Source organism: Yinghuangia soli (assembly GCF_021502675.1).
In the GTDB taxonomy this organism is placed as follows: Bacteria; Actinomycetota; Actinomycetes; order Streptomycetales; family Streptomycetaceae; genus Yinghuangia; species Yinghuangia soli.
The window spans coordinates 1-13,978 of the sequence record NZ_JAKFHA010000024.1 but is presented as its reverse complement, the minus strand read 5'-3'; the positions used below and the strand labels follow the sequence as shown (position 1 = coordinate 13,978).

Genomic DNA, 13,978 nt, shown 5'->3' with positions numbered 1-13,978 from the left:
TGTCCATCCCGATCGGGGGCATGGGCGGCGACCAGGGCGGCAAGGCCGCAGGCACGGTGGTCCTCGCCCAGCTCCGCAACCAGGCCTGAGCCGACAGGGCGAACCGACTGGACCTTGACGATGCCGCTGCGCCGGTCACCGGGATCGGCGACGAATGGCTCGACTGCGTGACCGCGATCGACACCGCCGACCACGCCCCGGACGACTGCACAAGCCTGCTCGGAGTCGTCGCCGTCATCGACCCCGTCAGCCGCTCACGTTGCCACCGGCCACCGCGAAGGAGAACGGGCTGACTCTCGTCGAGACGGGCCTGCTCGTCCCCCCTGGTCCGGAGTTCGGGATGAGCATCCCCGGTGAGGCTGCGGAACGTCTGGCCTTCCATGGGGCGGAGTTCGCGAGGCGGTGTCCGTCGTCATGGTCCCCGCCTGCCCGGAACTCCCGGGCGGCAGCCCGTGGATCGTCCGCACGGGCGGCTTACGAAAGCCCGATGTGCGCCCCGATCGCGGCTCGGTGAGGCTTGCGGGACCGCGGGCAGGTCAGCGTGGTCCGGGCGGGTCCGTGGTGGGGCGCGGCGGGATCGGGGACCGGGGTGCGGCGCTCGCGCGGAGGGAGGCGAGTTCGTCTTGCAGTGCTTGCGGGCCTTCGAGTGTCAGCGGGAGGCCGTGTGCGGCGAGCGGCGTGTTCAGGTCGATCAGCAGGTCGAGGAATACGCCCACTTCGACGAACACCAGGGCTGCTTCGGCCATCCGCCCGTCGCGTGCGGTCGCGCGGACGAACGCAGCTCCCGCCATGGGGTTCACCGCGGAGCGCAGCCTCAGGTGGACCGCGGCGATCTCGTGCCACCCGAGGCGGGTCGCAGCGCCGGCCTTGACCGTCGTCAGCCCCGCCGCGTCCAGCGTCAGAAGCCGCTTGCTGCGCTCGTTGCCGACCAGGGCCGTCCCTGCGGCCATGGCGCCCAGGAAGACGGCCAGCACCAGCGCCGGTGCCATGTCGTCGAGCACCAGCCCCGCGACCAAGGCGAGGATCGCCGACAGTCCGGTCAGCACCGCGAGCGTCCGGAACATCTGCCAGTGCGCGCAGCGCCACTCCACCCGGTCGGCGAAAGCGGTGCGGTTCATCGCCTACCCCCTGAGTGAACTCCCTTGTGCCGACCGGGTCCAGCGTATTGACGCAGAGCGATCCCGGACCATCGGGGCTACCCCCGATCCGCGCCCCCGGGACCGGTTCCGGACTCCCGGTACACACTGCCCCGCCAATCCAGATCCTCGGCGGGACCAGCCCCCGCGAGGAGTTCTCCCAGCTCGCCGCCGCCGCGTCGGTCCCTGCCGATCCTGCTGTTCGTCATGAACTCCGTGGCGGGCAGCGTCGGCGTCCTCCGTGATGGTGCGGAGATCGGCGAGCTGCGGGCAGACGAGGCGGCGCGGGCTGGCTGCACCTTCCGGCGCACCCAATTGGAAGGCTCCAGGGGAATGCGATGGGCCAACCTGCGCCCCCACCGCGTTCAGTGCGTCGTGCTGCGACGTTCGAGGAGGACGACGTCGCGCCAGACTCCGTCGCGGCGGCCGAGGCGTTCGCGGGTGCCGACGATGCGGAATCCGGCGGCGTGGTGGAGAGCAAGGCTGGCGGTGTTCTCGGGGAAGACGCCGGACTGCACAGTCCAGATGCCAGCGGCCTCGGTGGAAGCGATCAGGGTGTCGAGGAGGGCGCGGCCTATGCCGCGGCCTTGGGCGTCGGGGCTTACGTAGACCGAGTGTTCGACGACGCCGGCGTAGGCGCAGCGGTCGGAGACGGCCGAGGCGGCGGCCCAGCCGAGCAGGCGGCCGTCGGCATCAGCGGCGACGTAGCGTTGGTCGGGGAGCTTGGACCGGTCGAAGGCATCCCAGGTCGGCGCGCTGGTCTCGAAGGTGGCGTCGCCGGTGTCGATACCGGCTTGGTAGATCGCGAGAACCTGCTCGGCGTGTTCGGGCCGCATCGAGGTGATGTGGAAGGCGGTTCCGGCGCCGGCGGGTGTGGTGGTGGGGGCGGTCATGTGTGCTCCGGTCGATGGGCGCGGAGGGCGGCGGCGGTCAGGCCGGGCCCGGTCTGGGGGCAATGCCGACGCGGCGGGTGGCGGGCAGAACGTCGATGCCGTAGCCGAGTTCCAGGACGGTCTCGCCTGATGCCGCGGGTGCCCGCGCGTAGCGGTCGCGTACGCGGGCGACGACGTCCGCCTTGGCGGCAGTGTTGTCGTGGTCGCTCATGTCGGTTCCTCGCAGGGGACGGCCGCGGGGTCGGGGGCGGGGTGGCCCATGACGGCGTCGGCGGCGCTGGGGAAACAGGACAGGCAGCTCTCGTTGACGCGGTAGAAGGTGGAGGTGCCGCGCTTCTCGGCGAGGACGAACCGCACCTCGGCGAGCAGCTTGAGGTGATGCGAGACCGTCGACTGGCCGACCTCGGAGCGCTCGACGATTTCGCCGACGCTCATGGGGCGGCGTTCTACGGCCAGCAGGTTGACGAGCCGGACCCGGGTCGGGTCGGCGAGCGCCTTGAACCAGGCGGCGTAGGTGGCGGCGGTGTCGGCGTCGAGCAGGTGCGGGCGGGCAGCGTTCTCTTTCATCGTCAATCGACGATAATAGATTGACGGGCGGGTGTGAAGCCCTTCCGCGCCCGTTGTTGGTGGTGCGAACGCACAGTGGCGGTTGGGGGCCGGCAGCGGCGAGGATGCCCGTCGTGACCACGGAAAGCGCTGTCGCCGCCCCACGCTCGTTGCACTCCATACCGCTGGTGTTCGGTGCGGGGGCGGGCATCGGTGTCCTGGGCGGGATGATCGGGCTGGGCGGCGCGGAGTTCCGCCTGCCGCTGCTGATCGGCCTGTTCGGCCTCGCGGCACTCTCGGCGGTGATCCTGAACAAGGCGATGAGCCTGGTCGTGGTCCTGGTCGCGCTGCCCGCCCGGCTGGCGGCGGTGTCCGCGTCTCAGGTGGCGGCGCAGTGGCCGGTGGTGGTCAACCTGCTGGCGGGGAGCCTGCTGGGGGCGTGGGCCGGTGCGTCCTGGGCAGTGCGGATGCGCAGCGCCACCCTGTACAAGGTGCTGGCCGCGCTGATGGTGCTCATGGCGGCGGCTCTGCTGGCCACGCATACCTCCACCGCGGGCGCCCTCGACCTGGCGCGGTGGGCGCAGATCCCGGCCGGGGTGGTGGCGGGCTTCGGGATCGGGGTCGTCGCGGCGATCATGGGTGTGGCCGGCGGCGAGCTGCTGATCCCCACGATCGTGCTGCTGTTCGCGGTCGACATCAAGACCGCCGGAAGCCTGTCCCTGCTGGTCTCCCTGCCGACGATGCTGGTGGCGTTCGCCCGCTACAGCCGCGACGGGAGCTTCGCCGTGCTCGGCGCCAACTGGCGCTTCGCGGCCGTCATGGCCGCAGGCTCGGTCGCCGGCGCCGTGGGCGGCGGGCTGCTGCTCGGGGTGTTCCCGAACCTCGTCTTGATCCCCGCGCTGGCGCTGATCCTGCTGGTGTCCGCGGTCAAGCTCGCCCGGCACGGCTGAACCTCCCCCGTCCCGGCTCCAGGCGCCGGGCTCGGGCCGGCGGGCGGTGTCGGTGGGGCCGCGCACCATCAAGCCACGGACTTCGAGGAGATGGCCGCCCACGTGCACGTGGTGGGCGGCGTGTCCGACTCCGCCAATCCCGCCTGGCGGGCCCGGGACCCGCGGGGCGGCTTGGCTCGGCCTGGATCCGCTGATGCGCCGCTGCTGGGCCCAGCAGTGGTTGCTTCCCCTTTGCGACCGGGCCCGAGCCGACGGGTACGCGCCGGACGAGGTGGTGGCGGCGTTCGCCGGGGGTGAGCCCGAGCACCTGCTGTTCGAGCCGTTCGCGCGCACCCAACTGCGGGCGTTGGACGCGTACGGCCCGGTGCACACCTGGGGCGCCACCGGCAACCACCGTCTGGTTGCCCCGAACGGCGAACCGGTCCACCTGCTTCCGGTGCCCGTCGGCGGCGAGGTCGTCCCGCAGGAGCGGTGGCCGCCGACCATGCGGTGGGCGGCGGCCGCGGCGACGTCGCCGCGCTACTCGCCGACGAGTTCGCCGATCAGAACCCTGACCCGCTGCTCGATCTCGTCGCGGATCGGCCGCACCGCGTCGATGCCCTGGCCGGCCGGGTCGTCGAGGGCCCAGTCGAGGTAGCGCTTGCCGGGGAAGATCGGGCAGGCGTCGCCGCAGCCCATGGTGATGACGACGTCGGACGCCTGGACCGCCTCGGTGGTGAGCACCTTGGGGGTCTGGTCGGCGATGTCGATGCCGACCTCCTTCATGGCCTCCACCGCGACGGGGTTGACCTGGTTGCCTGGGACGGAGCCGGCGGAGCGGACCTCGATGCGGTCGCGGCCGAGGTGGCGGAGGAACCCGGCGGCCATCTGGGAGCGGCCCGCGTTGTGGACGCAGACGAACAGCACGGAGGGCTTGTCGGACATGGGGATCGGGGTTCCTTCCGGGGTGTGGTGCAGGGGGTCGGGCGGTGCGGCGGTCACGGGTGTTCCGTCTTCGAGCAGCGGCGGTGCGTCGGCGCAGCCGAGGGTGACGACGACGTCGGCAGCCTGGACCGCCTCGGCGCTGATGGGCTTGAGGAACTCCTCGCCGGTGTCCAGGCCGATCTCGCGCAGCGAGCGACGACTGCGTGCTCGATCTCCGTTGCCGGGGCGGTGCCGGCCGACCAGGCGTGCGCAGTGCCCTGGGCGCGGTGGTTGAACAGGGCGGCGGCCGACTCGGAGCGGCCGGAGTTCGCGGTGCACACGAACAGCGCACGAGCGCCGCGCTCGGCGGCGTCGGCGCTGCTGTGGGCCAGGGGGTCCAGGCGCTGGGCGGCGAATCGCCCGGCCGGCCGCGGCAGATGGTTCGGGACCCTGGCATACGCGGCGAGCGGCAGATAGGAGTCCTCGACCATCGCGCGCACGGCCCGTCCCGGGAACACCCCGGCGTACGCGGCAGCGAGGCGCTGGACGGCGCCTGCGGTCAGCGCCTTGGGGACGAGGTCCGCGACGGAGGCCATCACGAGTCCTTCCCGCTCCCACTGCCGCGGCCGAAGACCATGGCGACCAGCGCGAGTCCGACGGCGCCGCCGATCAGCTGCATGGCGACGAAGCCGGGGACGGAGGCGGGTTCGATCCCGGCGAAGGTGTCGGAGAACGCGCGGCCGACCGTGACGGCCGGGTTCGCGAACGACGTGGACGAGGTGAACCAGTAGGCCGCGCCGATGTAGGAGGCGACCGCGACGGCCGCGTACTGAAGCCGGTCGGTGCGGGCGAGCCCGAAGATCAGCAGCACCAGGCCCGCGGTGGCGACGACTTCGCCGAGCAGCAGGTGGCCGCCCGAGCGGTCCTTGGTGGACCACTCCACCAGCGCGCGGTCGAACATCGCGTCGGCGAGGACCGCGCCGCCGATCGCGCCCGCGACCTGGGCGGGGACGTACGCGGCGACCTCGCGCGAGGTGACCCCGCCGCCGCCGTGGCGCTTCGTCCACCACTCGGCGAGGGTGACGACCGGGTTGAAGTGCGCGCCGGAGACCGGCCCGAGCAGCAGGATCAGCACGCCGAGGCCGAACACCGTGGCGAGGGAGTTCGCCAGCAGCTGCACCCCGACGTCCTTCGATAGCTCGGTGGCCTGGATGCCGGAGCCGACCACGACGGCGACCAGCGCAGCGGTGCCGACGAACTCCGCAGCGGCGCGGCGGGCGAGCGGGACGCGCGGCGGCGTCGCTCCCGGGGCGGGCTGCGGGGCGGCGGCTATGGCGGGCTCCGCAGGGTCGGCGGGGTGCGTGGCGGTCAACGGGACTCCTGGGAACCGGGCAGGTCGATCTGGGCAGGGCAAGGCGGTGCGGGTGCGGCGGGTCAGCAGACGCGCTTGGCGCCGGCGTTGGCCCGTGCGGTGGCGGCCAGGTCCGTGAACGAGGCGGCGACGGACTCCAGGACGTCCGGGCGCAGCCGGTAGTACTTGAAGCGTCCGCACGGCTCGGTCTCCACGACCCCCGCGTCGCGCAGCACCTTGAGGTGGTTGGACAGGTTGGTCTGCTTGGCGCCGGTGATCTCGACCAGGTGCGTGGTGCACAGGGTCTCCTTGGCCAGCAGCTGGACGATCTGCAGGCGCAGCGGATCGGCCAGCACCCGGATCAGATCAGTTTCAACTGACGTCAGCATGAACTGATGCTCACAGATCAGTCACGGCTGATGCCAGTCCCGCCGGGTGAACATCCGGTGACGGACCCGCGGTCCCGGAGCGGCGTCACACCTTCTGGCCCAGCAGTCCCGACAGCGTCGCCATGACCTCGGGGACGACCTTGTAGAAGACCCAGGTGCCGCGCCGCTCGGAGGTGACCAGGCCGGCGTCGCGCAGCTTCTTCAGGTGGTGGGAGACCGTCGGCTGCGAGACGCCCACGTCCTGGATGTCGCACACGCACGCCTCGCCGCCCTCGTGCGAGGCGACCATCGAGAACAGCCGCAGGCGCACCGGGTCGCCGAGCGCCTTGAACATCACCGCGAGGCGCTCCGCGTCGGGCGCGGTCAGCGGCTCGCGGGCCAGTGGCGCGCAGCACGGCACGACGCCGGCGGCGGCGGTCTCGACTATCGGAAGCTCTCGCAGATTCGACATACGTCAATATTGACAGCCGTCGATTCCCGAGGCAAGCTTCTGGATATCGACAGACGTCGAAACAAGGCGTCGGAACAGCACTCCAAGGGGCGGACATGAACAGCATCCAGCGCGTACGCAGCACCTTCGCCGCCGCAGCGGCCCGCCGCAGCGCACGCCGGCTCGCGTCGGTGAGCTTCAGCGACTGCTGCAGCCGGGTCTGCGACAGCGCCTGCCGCGCCGACGCCCAGCGCACGCGCAACCAGCTGTCCGCGATCCACGGCGCGTTCTAGTCCGCCCCGCCCGACCCGGACCGACTCCGAATCCGAGCACGGCCCACACCTCCAGGAGGTCGCACCATGTCCCGTGTCCAGCTCGCGCTCCGCGTCGCCGACCTCGACGCCTCGATCGCGTTCTACAGCAAGCTGTTCGGCACCGAGCCCGCCAAGCTCCGCGACGGCTACGCCAACTTCGCGATCGCCGAGCCGCCACTCAAGCTCGTCCTGATCCAGGGCGCCGAGGGCGAGCCCACCGTCATGGACCACCTGGGCGTCGAGGTCGAGACGGCCGAGCAGGTCTCCGCCGCGACCACCCGGCTGGCCGGCGCGGGCCTGGCCACCGTCGAGGAGAACGACACCACCTGTTGCTACGCCGTCCAGGACAAGGTCTGGGTGCACGGCCCCGGCGCCGAGCCCTGGGAGGTCTACGTCGTCAAGGCCGACGCCGACCAGCTCCCCCGCGACGAAGGCAGCGCCTGCTGCCTCCCGGCCGCATCCGCCGACGCGCCGGAAGGTGTGCAGGCCCTCGAGCTGCAGCCCGCCGGTAGTGGCGGCTGCTGCTGACACGGCAGCACGAAGCACGGCAAAGGCCCGGGACGGTGCGTCCCGGGCCTTCGTGCTGCCTGCGTCAGAACGCGCCTTCCTGCAGCTGCCGGACGATCTCGGCGACGGCCGGCTTGGCGGTGCGCGCGGCCCCGTTGAGGGTGGCTGACGCGGTGCCGGTCCTGATGACGACGACATTGTGGCGGTGCGGGACGCTCATGCGGTCGTTCCTCGGAGCGGGATGGGCCGAACGCGGGCAGCGCGGCGGCGAGTCGAGCGCCGCCGGCAGCGCGAACATGTGCGGATCGCCGCCGAGCGGCCCGGCAAGCGCCGCACCCGCCCACGGCGCGAGCGCGGAGGCGGCCATCGCCGGTGCGGACCGGATGCCCGACAGCGTCCCGTACGACGCGGCGCCCCGTAGCGGATGCCCCAGCTGGTGATCTCGGTGACGCACAGCGCGATCAGCACAGCACGGAGCCGCGGCCGAAGAAGTGCGTCGGCCGCGGCTTCAGGCGCGGGAGGTGCGGTCGCCGGGGTACGCGGAGCGGGCGGGACGCCGACATCGACGCCTGCCCGCTCCGTCGCGACCGGGTCAAGGTCAGGCGTCGCCGCGTTCGAGCGCGCCTGCAAGGCCGTTCGGCAGACCGGTGGCGAACCCGACGCCGATCTTCACCGGCTCCGGAACGGACGGACCGCAGCACCCGTCGCCCTCGATGGCAGGAGCCTCGGCCGTTCCGCACGGCGACGCCGCAGACTCCGCGGCATCGCCGCAGGAGGACACGGTGACCGGTTCGGCGGTGGTCCCGCACGAGCTGCCGCAGTTGCCGGCCTCGTCCTCGCCGGGCAGGTTCGTCGAGCAGACGCCGGTCTCCGGCAGCTCCAGCTCGACGTTGTCGGCGGCTTCGCGATCGCCGGCGATGGCGGCGACGATCGAGCGTGCCTGCTCGTAGCCGGTCGCCATCAGGAATGTCGGCGCGCGGCCGTAGCTCTTCATGCCCGCGATGTAGAAGTCCTGCTCGGGGTGCGCGAGTTCGCGTTCGCCGTGCGGGGGTACGGTGCCGCAGCTGTGGAAGTTCGGGTCGATCATCGGCGCGAGCTTGACCGGCGCTTCGGTGCTCGCGTCGATCTCCAGCCGGACTTCGCGCAGCATGTCCAGGTCCGGGCGGAACCCCGTCGCCGCGACGACGACGTCCGCAGCGATGCTCTGCACACCCTCGGGAGTGCTGCCGACAACCTGCACCGGGCCTGAAGCACCTTTGGGCACCTCGAACCTGGCGATGGTGAAGCTGCGGACCAGGGTGATCACGCCCGCCTGCACGGCCGCCCTTACCCGCGAGCCGAGCGCACCGCGCGCCGGCAACCCGTCCGCGTCACCGCCGCCGTACAACCGCGCCACCGAGGCACCGCGCACCGCCCAGGTGATCCGCGTACCGGGTTCGGTCTCCGCCAGCTCGACCAGGGACAGGAGCGTGTTCGCCGCCGAGTGGCCCATGCCGACCACCAGCGCGTGCTTGCCCGCGAACCGGGCGCGGTCGCGGCCCAGCACGTCCGGCAGCGCGCCGCTCAGGTACGGCGCGGCCTCCGCCTCGCCGACCGCCGCCAGGCCGGAGTCCCCGAGCGGGTTCGCTCGTCCCCAGGTCCCGGACGCGTCGATGACCGCGCGGGCCTCGATGTCGCGGACGACGCCTTCGCCGTCGACGGTGCGGACGAACAGCGGGTGGTCCTCGCGTCCGATGGTGCGGGTCTTGTCGACGCCGCGCCGCGACACCGCGATGACGCGGGTGCCGGTGCGGATCCGCGAGGCCAGCTGCGGGGTCGCGGCCAGCGGGGCGAGGTAGTCGCGGACCAGCTCGGCGCCGGTCGGCAGGATCTCCGCCGGCGGCGCGGTCCAGCCGGTCGGCTCCAGGAGCCGGCGTGCTGCCGCGTCGGTGTCGAACTCCCACGGCGAGAACAGCCGCACGTGCCCCCACTCCTGGATCGCGGCGCCGACGCTCGCCCCGGCCTCGATCACCAGCGGCTCCAGGCCGCGCTCGACGAGGTGCGCCGCGGCGGCGAGCCCGATCGGGCCGGCCCCGATGACGACGACGGGCAGCTGGGCCGCGGCCTGGTCCTGGGCGGTGCTCATGGCATGACTCCTCGGTCGTTCACGGGAAACGGGTCCTGACAACGACGGCAACTATAAACAGCAAATGCTGTTGATGCCAATAAGTGCTGTGGCACAATGGCGGACATGACGCAGACGCTGGACATCCACCTCCTGGAGCCGGAGACCGCAGCCACCCGTGCCGCGACCCTCGCGCCGCTCCTCAAGGCGCTGGGCGACGAGCACCGCCTCACCCTCGTCCTCCTGCTCGCCGAACGCCCCCATACCGTCCGCGAACTCACCGACGCCACCGGCCTGGGCCAGACCCTGGTCAGCCACCACCTCGCGCCGCTGCGCGACCAGGGACTGGTCACCGTCACCCCCCGCGGCCGCGCCAACGTCTACGCCCTGTGCTGCGACGCCCTCGTCACCCCCATGCGCCTGCTCGCCACCCTCGCCTCTTCCAGCCCCGAAGGCCTGGACGCCTGCCGCACCGCCGACGGCGACTGCAGCTGAGCAGCCCGTCTCGGGAGCACCCGTCGCCCGCGCCGCCCACCGGCAGGCAGCTCAGCGGCGCGTATGCCCTGAGCCCGTCCAGCCTCGACCGCGTTCATCCGAGGGGTGCGCACCGCGGTCAGAACGGTGCGGATCCGTGCGTCGGCGCGGATCTCGTCGAACAGAGCCGGGAACTTGCCGTCCCGGTCGCGGATGCGCCGGGTGGTGTGCTCGATGACCGCGAGGATGTACTGGCGCTGCATCGCCCGGTCCGGCCCCGTGAACCGCGTTTGCCGGTTGTCGAGTTGGCGTTCGCGGACGGTGATCTGGTGACGCAGAGCCAGGATCTCGGCATCTTTGTCGCGGTCGCTGATGGGCAGCAGCCGCAGCGCGGCGAACGCGTTCGTCACGGCGAGGTAGGCGAATCGGCGCAGCACAGCTGAGCATGCTGCCGCAACAGTGATCACTTCTGTGGGCTCAGCCGGCGAACGGGTCATACGCAGCCTTACCAGCTGCCATCTGCACGGATGGAGTTCTCGGCACCCACAAGGCCGGCGAGCTGTTGGACGCCCTTCTACGACGCGGCGGACTCGGCGTCGCGCAGTTCCGCCAAGAGCTCGTTCTGTCCGGCGAGCATCTCGGTGAGGATGCGCCGGGCGGCCCGCATCAGGTCGGCGACGTCGCCGCCTGCGAGCCGGTACACCACCGTGGACCCGTCCCGTTCGGCGGTGACAATCCCGGACCGGCGCAGCACCGCGAGCTGCTGCGACAGGCTGGACGGCTCGATCTCGATCGCGGCCAGCAGATCGCGGACCGGCATCGGCCCCTCCTGGAGCAGCTCCAGCACCCGGATGCGGACGGGGTGCCCGAGCATCCGGAAGAACTCCGCCTTCGCTTCGTACAGCGGAACCGCCACCGCGCTCAACCCTTTCCGCCCTCACACAGCTCCGACTCGACGATCATGTGCTCGCCCGGTGCGGGAAACGCTACCCCGTCGGCTTGCGCCTGCCGAAGCGCGTCCTGCAGGGCGCCCAGCGCGCACGCGAGCGTCGACGGAGTGTGCCCGGCGTTCGGTGGCGGCGGCTTCCGAAACGGGTCAGCGTCCGCCGCGCCCGGACAGATAGATGGCCAGCCAGATGGCGCCGCCGATGAGGTGGGTGCCGAAAAAGAACACGAACATCCAGCGGAGGATCCCGCGTTCGATGTCGCGCTGCGACTCGCCTCGCCGCACGGGCGGCGGCGGGATCTGCCGTTCCGGTGCCTCAGGGGTGTCGTCGTTCATTGCGGCGCCCCGGCTGCCGGCAGGGACTCGCGTCCGGACTCCGGTTCGGCGGCGTGCGCTGCAGAGGTCGGGCGAATCCGCAGTTGCTGCCCGTCCGCGGCGGCTTGGTCGATGAGCGTGCGCGCGGTCGCGGCGTCCACGCGCCGCGGTTCGGCGGGTTTGCCGTCGGGGGTGATCACGGTGATTTCGAAGGACACGGACGGCACCTCTTTCGCATGGGTCCAGCGGTCGGGTGGATTGCGGGTGTCACAGCGGCAGGGTGATCCAGACGGTCTTGCCGGCCCCGTCGATGTCCGGGCGGGCGATGTGCACGCCGCGGTGTTCGGCGACCAGTTCGGCGGTCAGTTCGAGACCGTGCCCGTGCGGGGCGGCGCCGCGGACGAAGCGCGGCAGGAACGGGTGGCGGTCGTGGACCGCGAACGCGAGCACGCCGTCGGCGTGGGCGTAGATGACGTCGAGGGTGGGGGAGGCCTCGGCGGCGTGCCGGACACTGTTGGTGACCAACTCGGTGAGGATGAGCAGTGCGGGGCCGAGCATCGTGTGGGAGGGATTGACGCCCCACGCCGCCCAGGTCTGCTCGCCGGTCCGGCGCGCCAGAGTGACGGTGGCGGGGACCGAGGGCGCAGTCAGTACGTGGCGGCGGTGCCGTGGGGTCAGCACGTTCACGGTGTGGCACCCGGATGCGGGTCCGGCACCGGAGCCAGTAGGCGGCCGAGCCGGTACCCGGCGGTGCTCTGCGGGCGCAGACGCAGCAGCGTGTCGTGCGGGCCGTGCGCCCAACCGGGCAGCACGCGCCGGTAGTGCGCCTCGGCGTGCGGCTCGGTGAGCGGTTCGGCAGGGCCGTGCGCAGTCACCGTCCAACCGCGCCCGGAGCCCGGATCGACCTCGTCGGCGTGATAGCTCAGGACCGCGGGCCCGCCGCCGGGGATCCTCAGCGCGACGAGCGGTACGGCGGCGCGCACGACCAGCGTGCCGTGCTCCAGGACATGGCCGGCGGGACGGACCGCGGGCAGGCCGTGGAGCGTGAACACCAGGCGTCCGATGCGGGCGCCTTCGAGCAGCCACAGCGCTTCGGCGCCGGATACCTCCACCAGCCGTGGCGCCGAGGAGCTGTGCTTGGTCATCGGGTGCTCTCCACAGGTACGGGGCCGAGGGCGTCGGCGGGCAGGATCCCGCTGTCGTGCAGGTGCCGCCGAACGGCGGCGATCGCTTCCGGAGTGCTGTCGAACACCCTTCCGGAGACACGTAGTTCGTCCACGACACCGAGGGCGTCCAGGGTGCGGTGGTGGCCCTCGCGGATGCCGGACACGTACACGGCGATGCCACGGCGTCCGAGGCGGTCGACCGCGTCTTTGAGGACGAGGGCGCCGGACGCGTCGATGGTGCTGATCCGGGACATCCGCAGGATGACGGCGTGGACGTCGGCGACCTCGGTCAGTTCCAGCAGGAACCGGTGCGCGGCGGCGAAGAACAGCGGCCCGTCGATCCGGTACGCCACAATGTGCTCCGCCAGCAGGGCGTGTTCCTCCGCGCGGTGGTCCTCGGGAAGGTCGTCGCCCAGGGGGACCTGGTCGACGCGCGCGTTCTTCGCCACCGCGCGCAGCGCCAGCGCGCCGGCCACCAGCAAGCCGAGGACCACGGCCTTGACCAAGTCGAGGGCGAGGGTCGCGGCGGCCGTCAGCACCAGCACCACGGCGTCGGACCGCGTCGATCCGGCGATGGCCCGCACCGAGCCGACCTCGACCATGCGCACCGCGGTCGCCACCAGCACCCCGGCCAGCGCCGCGACGGGGATCCGGGCCACCAGCGGCGCGGCGGCGAACACCACAGCGGCCAGCACCAGCGCGTGCGTGATGGCGGCCGACCTGGAAGCAGCCCCACTACGGACGTTGACCGCGGTGCGCGCGATGGCGGCGGTCGCCGGCACCCCGCCGAACAGCGGCACCGCCAAATTCGCCACGCCCTGTCCGAACAGCTCACGATCCGGATCGTGCTTCTGATTGACCGTCATGCCGTCCGCGACGGTGGCCGACAGCAGCGATTCGAGCGCCGCCAGGGCCGCGACGGCGACCGCGGGCGCGAGCAGCGAGCCGACCGCGGACAGGTCGAGGAACCCGAACGAGGGAGCAGGCAGTCCGGCGGGGAGTTCGCCGATGCGTGCCACGTCCAGGTGCGTGTACTGCGCAAGCAGGGTCGCGGCGGCCACGGCGAGCAGCGAGAACGGAATCGTCGGCCGCCACCGCGCGCCCACCAGCATCATCAGCGCCACCGGCACGGCCAACGCCAAGGCGGCACCGTGCGGTTCGCGGGCGAACTCTTCGACGGCGTGCCACGCCACCACGGCGGTCTTGTCGCCCTCGGGAGCGGGGACCCCGAGCATCGCCGGGACTTGCTGCAACGCGATGACACCGGCGATGCCGAGCGTGAAGCCTTCGACCACGGGAGCCGGGACGTACGCCATGTACCGGCCTGCTCGTGCCACTGCCAGCGCGATGAGCAGCAGCCCGGCGAGGAAGCCGACGGTCAGGACGCCGGACGCGCCGTACTCGTGCACGATCGGCACCAGCACGACGGTCATGGCCCCGGTGGGCCCGGAGACCTGCAGATTCGACCCGCCGAACACCGCCGCCAGCACCCCGGCGACCCGGGCGGCCCCCCCCCCGGCGCCGCCGCCGCCCCCCGACGAGATCCCGAACCCC

Annotated in this window: 22 protein-coding genes; 5 read left to right on the top strand and 17 right to left on the bottom strand. The window is 72.2% G+C overall.

The window, feature by feature from the left end:
• Positions 1–536 precede the first annotated feature (536 nt).
• From LZ495_RS30155 to LZ495_RS30140, 4 genes are all read right to left on the bottom strand, one after another.
• Positions 537–1,118 carry a hypothetical protein gene (locus LZ495_RS30155; protein WP_235056107.1) on the bottom strand — a complete coding sequence of 194 codons (582 nt, stop codon included), beginning with the start codon at positions 1,116–1,118 and terminating at the stop codon, positions 537–539.
• Between the two features lie 383 nt (positions 1,119–1,501).
• Positions 1,502–1,972, bottom strand: a complete 471-nt coding sequence (locus LZ495_RS30150; protein ID WP_235056209.1) for a GNAT family N-acetyltransferase — start codon at positions 1,970–1,972, stop codon at positions 1,502–1,504.
• Between the two features lie 94 nt (positions 1,973–2,066).
• A complete protein-coding gene (locus tag LZ495_RS30145) occupies positions 2,067–2,240 on the bottom strand; it encodes a hypothetical protein (protein ID WP_235056106.1) in 174 nt (57 codons plus the stop codon).
• The gene (locus tag LZ495_RS30140; RefSeq protein WP_235056208.1) at positions 2,237–2,596 is read right to left on the bottom strand and encodes an ArsR/SmtB family transcription factor; all 360 of its coding nucleotides are present in this window, start codon (positions 2,594–2,596) and stop codon (positions 2,237–2,239) included. Before LZ495_RS30140 ends, LZ495_RS30145 begins: the two co-directional genes overlap by 4 nt.
• Positions 2,597–2,709: 113 nt before the next feature.
• Here LZ495_RS30140 and LZ495_RS30135 point away from each other — a divergent pair, with 113 nt between their 5' ends.
• On the top strand, positions 2,710–3,525 hold the full coding sequence (locus LZ495_RS30135) for a sulfite exporter TauE/SafE family protein (protein WP_235056105.1): 816 nt from the start codon (positions 2,710–2,712) through the stop codon (positions 3,523–3,525).
• Between the two features lie 519 nt (positions 3,526–4,044).
• Here LZ495_RS30135 and LZ495_RS30130 read toward each other — a convergent pair.
• From LZ495_RS30130 to LZ495_RS30110, 5 genes are all read right to left on the bottom strand, one after another.
• On the bottom strand, positions 4,045–4,449 hold the full coding sequence (locus tag LZ495_RS30130; protein ID WP_235056104.1) for an arsenate reductase ArsC: 405 nt from the start codon (positions 4,447–4,449) through the stop codon (positions 4,045–4,047).
• A gap of 53 nt (positions 4,450–4,502) precedes the next feature.
• Positions 4,503–5,024 carry a three-helix bundle dimerization domain-containing protein gene (locus tag LZ495_RS30125; RefSeq protein ID WP_235056103.1) on the bottom strand — a complete coding sequence of 174 codons (522 nt, stop codon included), beginning with the start codon at positions 5,022–5,024 and terminating at the stop codon, positions 4,503–4,505.
• Complete coding sequence (locus LZ495_RS30120; protein ID WP_235056102.1) at positions 5,024–5,800, bottom strand: aquaporin; 777 nt, start codon at positions 5,798–5,800, stop codon at positions 5,024–5,026. The genes LZ495_RS30125 and LZ495_RS30120 overlap by 1 nt, the downstream gene beginning before the upstream one ends.
• A gap of 62 nt (positions 5,801–5,862) precedes the next feature.
• Complete coding sequence (locus tag LZ495_RS30115) at positions 5,863–6,168, bottom strand: ArsR/SmtB family transcription factor (RefSeq protein ID WP_235056101.1); 306 nt, start codon at positions 6,166–6,168, stop codon at positions 5,863–5,865.
• A gap of 85 nt (positions 6,169–6,253) precedes the next feature.
• Entirely contained in the window at positions 6,254–6,619 is a 366-nt protein-coding gene (locus tag LZ495_RS30110; protein ID WP_235056100.1) for an ArsR/SmtB family transcription factor, read from the bottom strand.
• 95 nt (positions 6,620–6,714) lie between these two features.
• Between LZ495_RS30110 and LZ495_RS30105 the strand changes: the two genes are divergently transcribed.
• Both LZ495_RS30105 and LZ495_RS30100 read left to right on the top strand, forming a co-directional pair.
• Positions 6,715–6,891, top strand: coding sequence for a hypothetical protein (locus LZ495_RS30105; RefSeq protein WP_235056099.1), 177 nt, complete (start codon positions 6,715–6,717; stop codon positions 6,889–6,891).
• A gap of 66 nt (positions 6,892–6,957) precedes the next feature.
• A complete protein-coding gene (locus tag LZ495_RS30100) occupies positions 6,958–7,440 on the top strand; it encodes an ArsI/CadI family heavy metal resistance metalloenzyme (protein WP_235056098.1) in 483 nt (160 codons plus the stop codon).
• A gap of 64 nt (positions 7,441–7,504) precedes the next feature.
• Here LZ495_RS30100 and LZ495_RS44270 read toward each other — a convergent pair whose 3' ends face one another.
• Both LZ495_RS44270 and LZ495_RS30090 read right to left on the bottom strand, forming a co-directional pair.
• On the bottom strand, positions 7,505–7,873 hold the full coding sequence (locus tag LZ495_RS44270; RefSeq protein WP_268823530.1) for a hypothetical protein: 369 nt from the start codon (positions 7,871–7,873) through the stop codon (positions 7,505–7,507).
• A 144-nt stretch (positions 7,874–8,017) separates the two neighbouring features.
• The gene (locus LZ495_RS30090) at positions 8,018–9,544 is read right to left on the bottom strand and encodes an NAD(P)-binding domain-containing protein (protein WP_235056097.1); all 1,527 of its coding nucleotides are present in this window, start codon (positions 9,542–9,544) and stop codon (positions 8,018–8,020) included.
• A 105-nt stretch (positions 9,545–9,649) separates the two neighbouring features.
• Here LZ495_RS30090 and LZ495_RS30085 point away from each other — a divergent pair, with 105 nt between their 5' ends.
• Complete coding sequence (locus LZ495_RS30085; protein ID WP_235056096.1) at positions 9,650–10,018, top strand: ArsR/SmtB family transcription factor; 369 nt, start codon at positions 9,650–9,652, stop codon at positions 10,016–10,018.
• A gap of 206 nt (positions 10,019–10,224) precedes the next feature.
• A complete protein-coding gene (locus tag LZ495_RS30080) occupies positions 10,225–10,440 on the top strand; it encodes a hypothetical protein (protein ID WP_235056095.1) in 216 nt (71 codons plus the stop codon).
• A gap of 131 nt (positions 10,441–10,571) precedes the next feature.
• On the opposite strand, the gene LZ495_RS30075 is transcribed toward LZ495_RS30080, so the two are convergent.
• From LZ495_RS30075 to LZ495_RS30050, 6 genes are all read right to left on the bottom strand, one after another.
• Entirely contained in the window at positions 10,572–10,913 is a 342-nt protein-coding gene (locus tag LZ495_RS30075; RefSeq protein ID WP_235056094.1) for an ArsR/SmtB family transcription factor, read from the bottom strand.
• Between the two features lie 180 nt (positions 10,914–11,093).
• Positions 11,094–11,279, bottom strand: coding sequence for a hypothetical protein (locus tag LZ495_RS30070; RefSeq protein ID WP_235056093.1), 186 nt, complete (start codon positions 11,277–11,279; stop codon positions 11,094–11,096).
• Positions 11,276–11,476: a DUF8834 family protein gene (locus tag LZ495_RS30065; RefSeq protein ID WP_235056092.1), complete on the bottom strand. Its 201-nt coding sequence runs from the start codon at positions 11,474–11,476 to the stop codon at positions 11,276–11,278. The genes LZ495_RS30070 and LZ495_RS30065 overlap by 4 nt, the downstream gene beginning before the upstream one ends.
• A 49-nt stretch (positions 11,477–11,525) precedes the next feature.
• A complete protein-coding gene (locus LZ495_RS30060; RefSeq protein ID WP_235056091.1) occupies positions 11,526–11,945 on the bottom strand; it encodes an ATP-binding protein in 420 nt (139 codons plus the stop codon).
• Entirely contained in the window at positions 11,942–12,403 is a 462-nt protein-coding gene (locus LZ495_RS30055) for a pyridoxamine 5'-phosphate oxidase family protein (protein WP_235056090.1), read from the bottom strand. The genes LZ495_RS30060 and LZ495_RS30055 overlap by 4 nt, the downstream gene beginning before the upstream one ends.
• Positions 12,400–13,978, bottom strand: a 1,579-nt coding sequence (locus LZ495_RS30050) for a SulP family inorganic anion transporter (RefSeq protein ID WP_235056089.1), incomplete at its 5' end; no start/stop codon positions are given. The genes LZ495_RS30055 and LZ495_RS30050, both read right to left, overlap by 4 nt.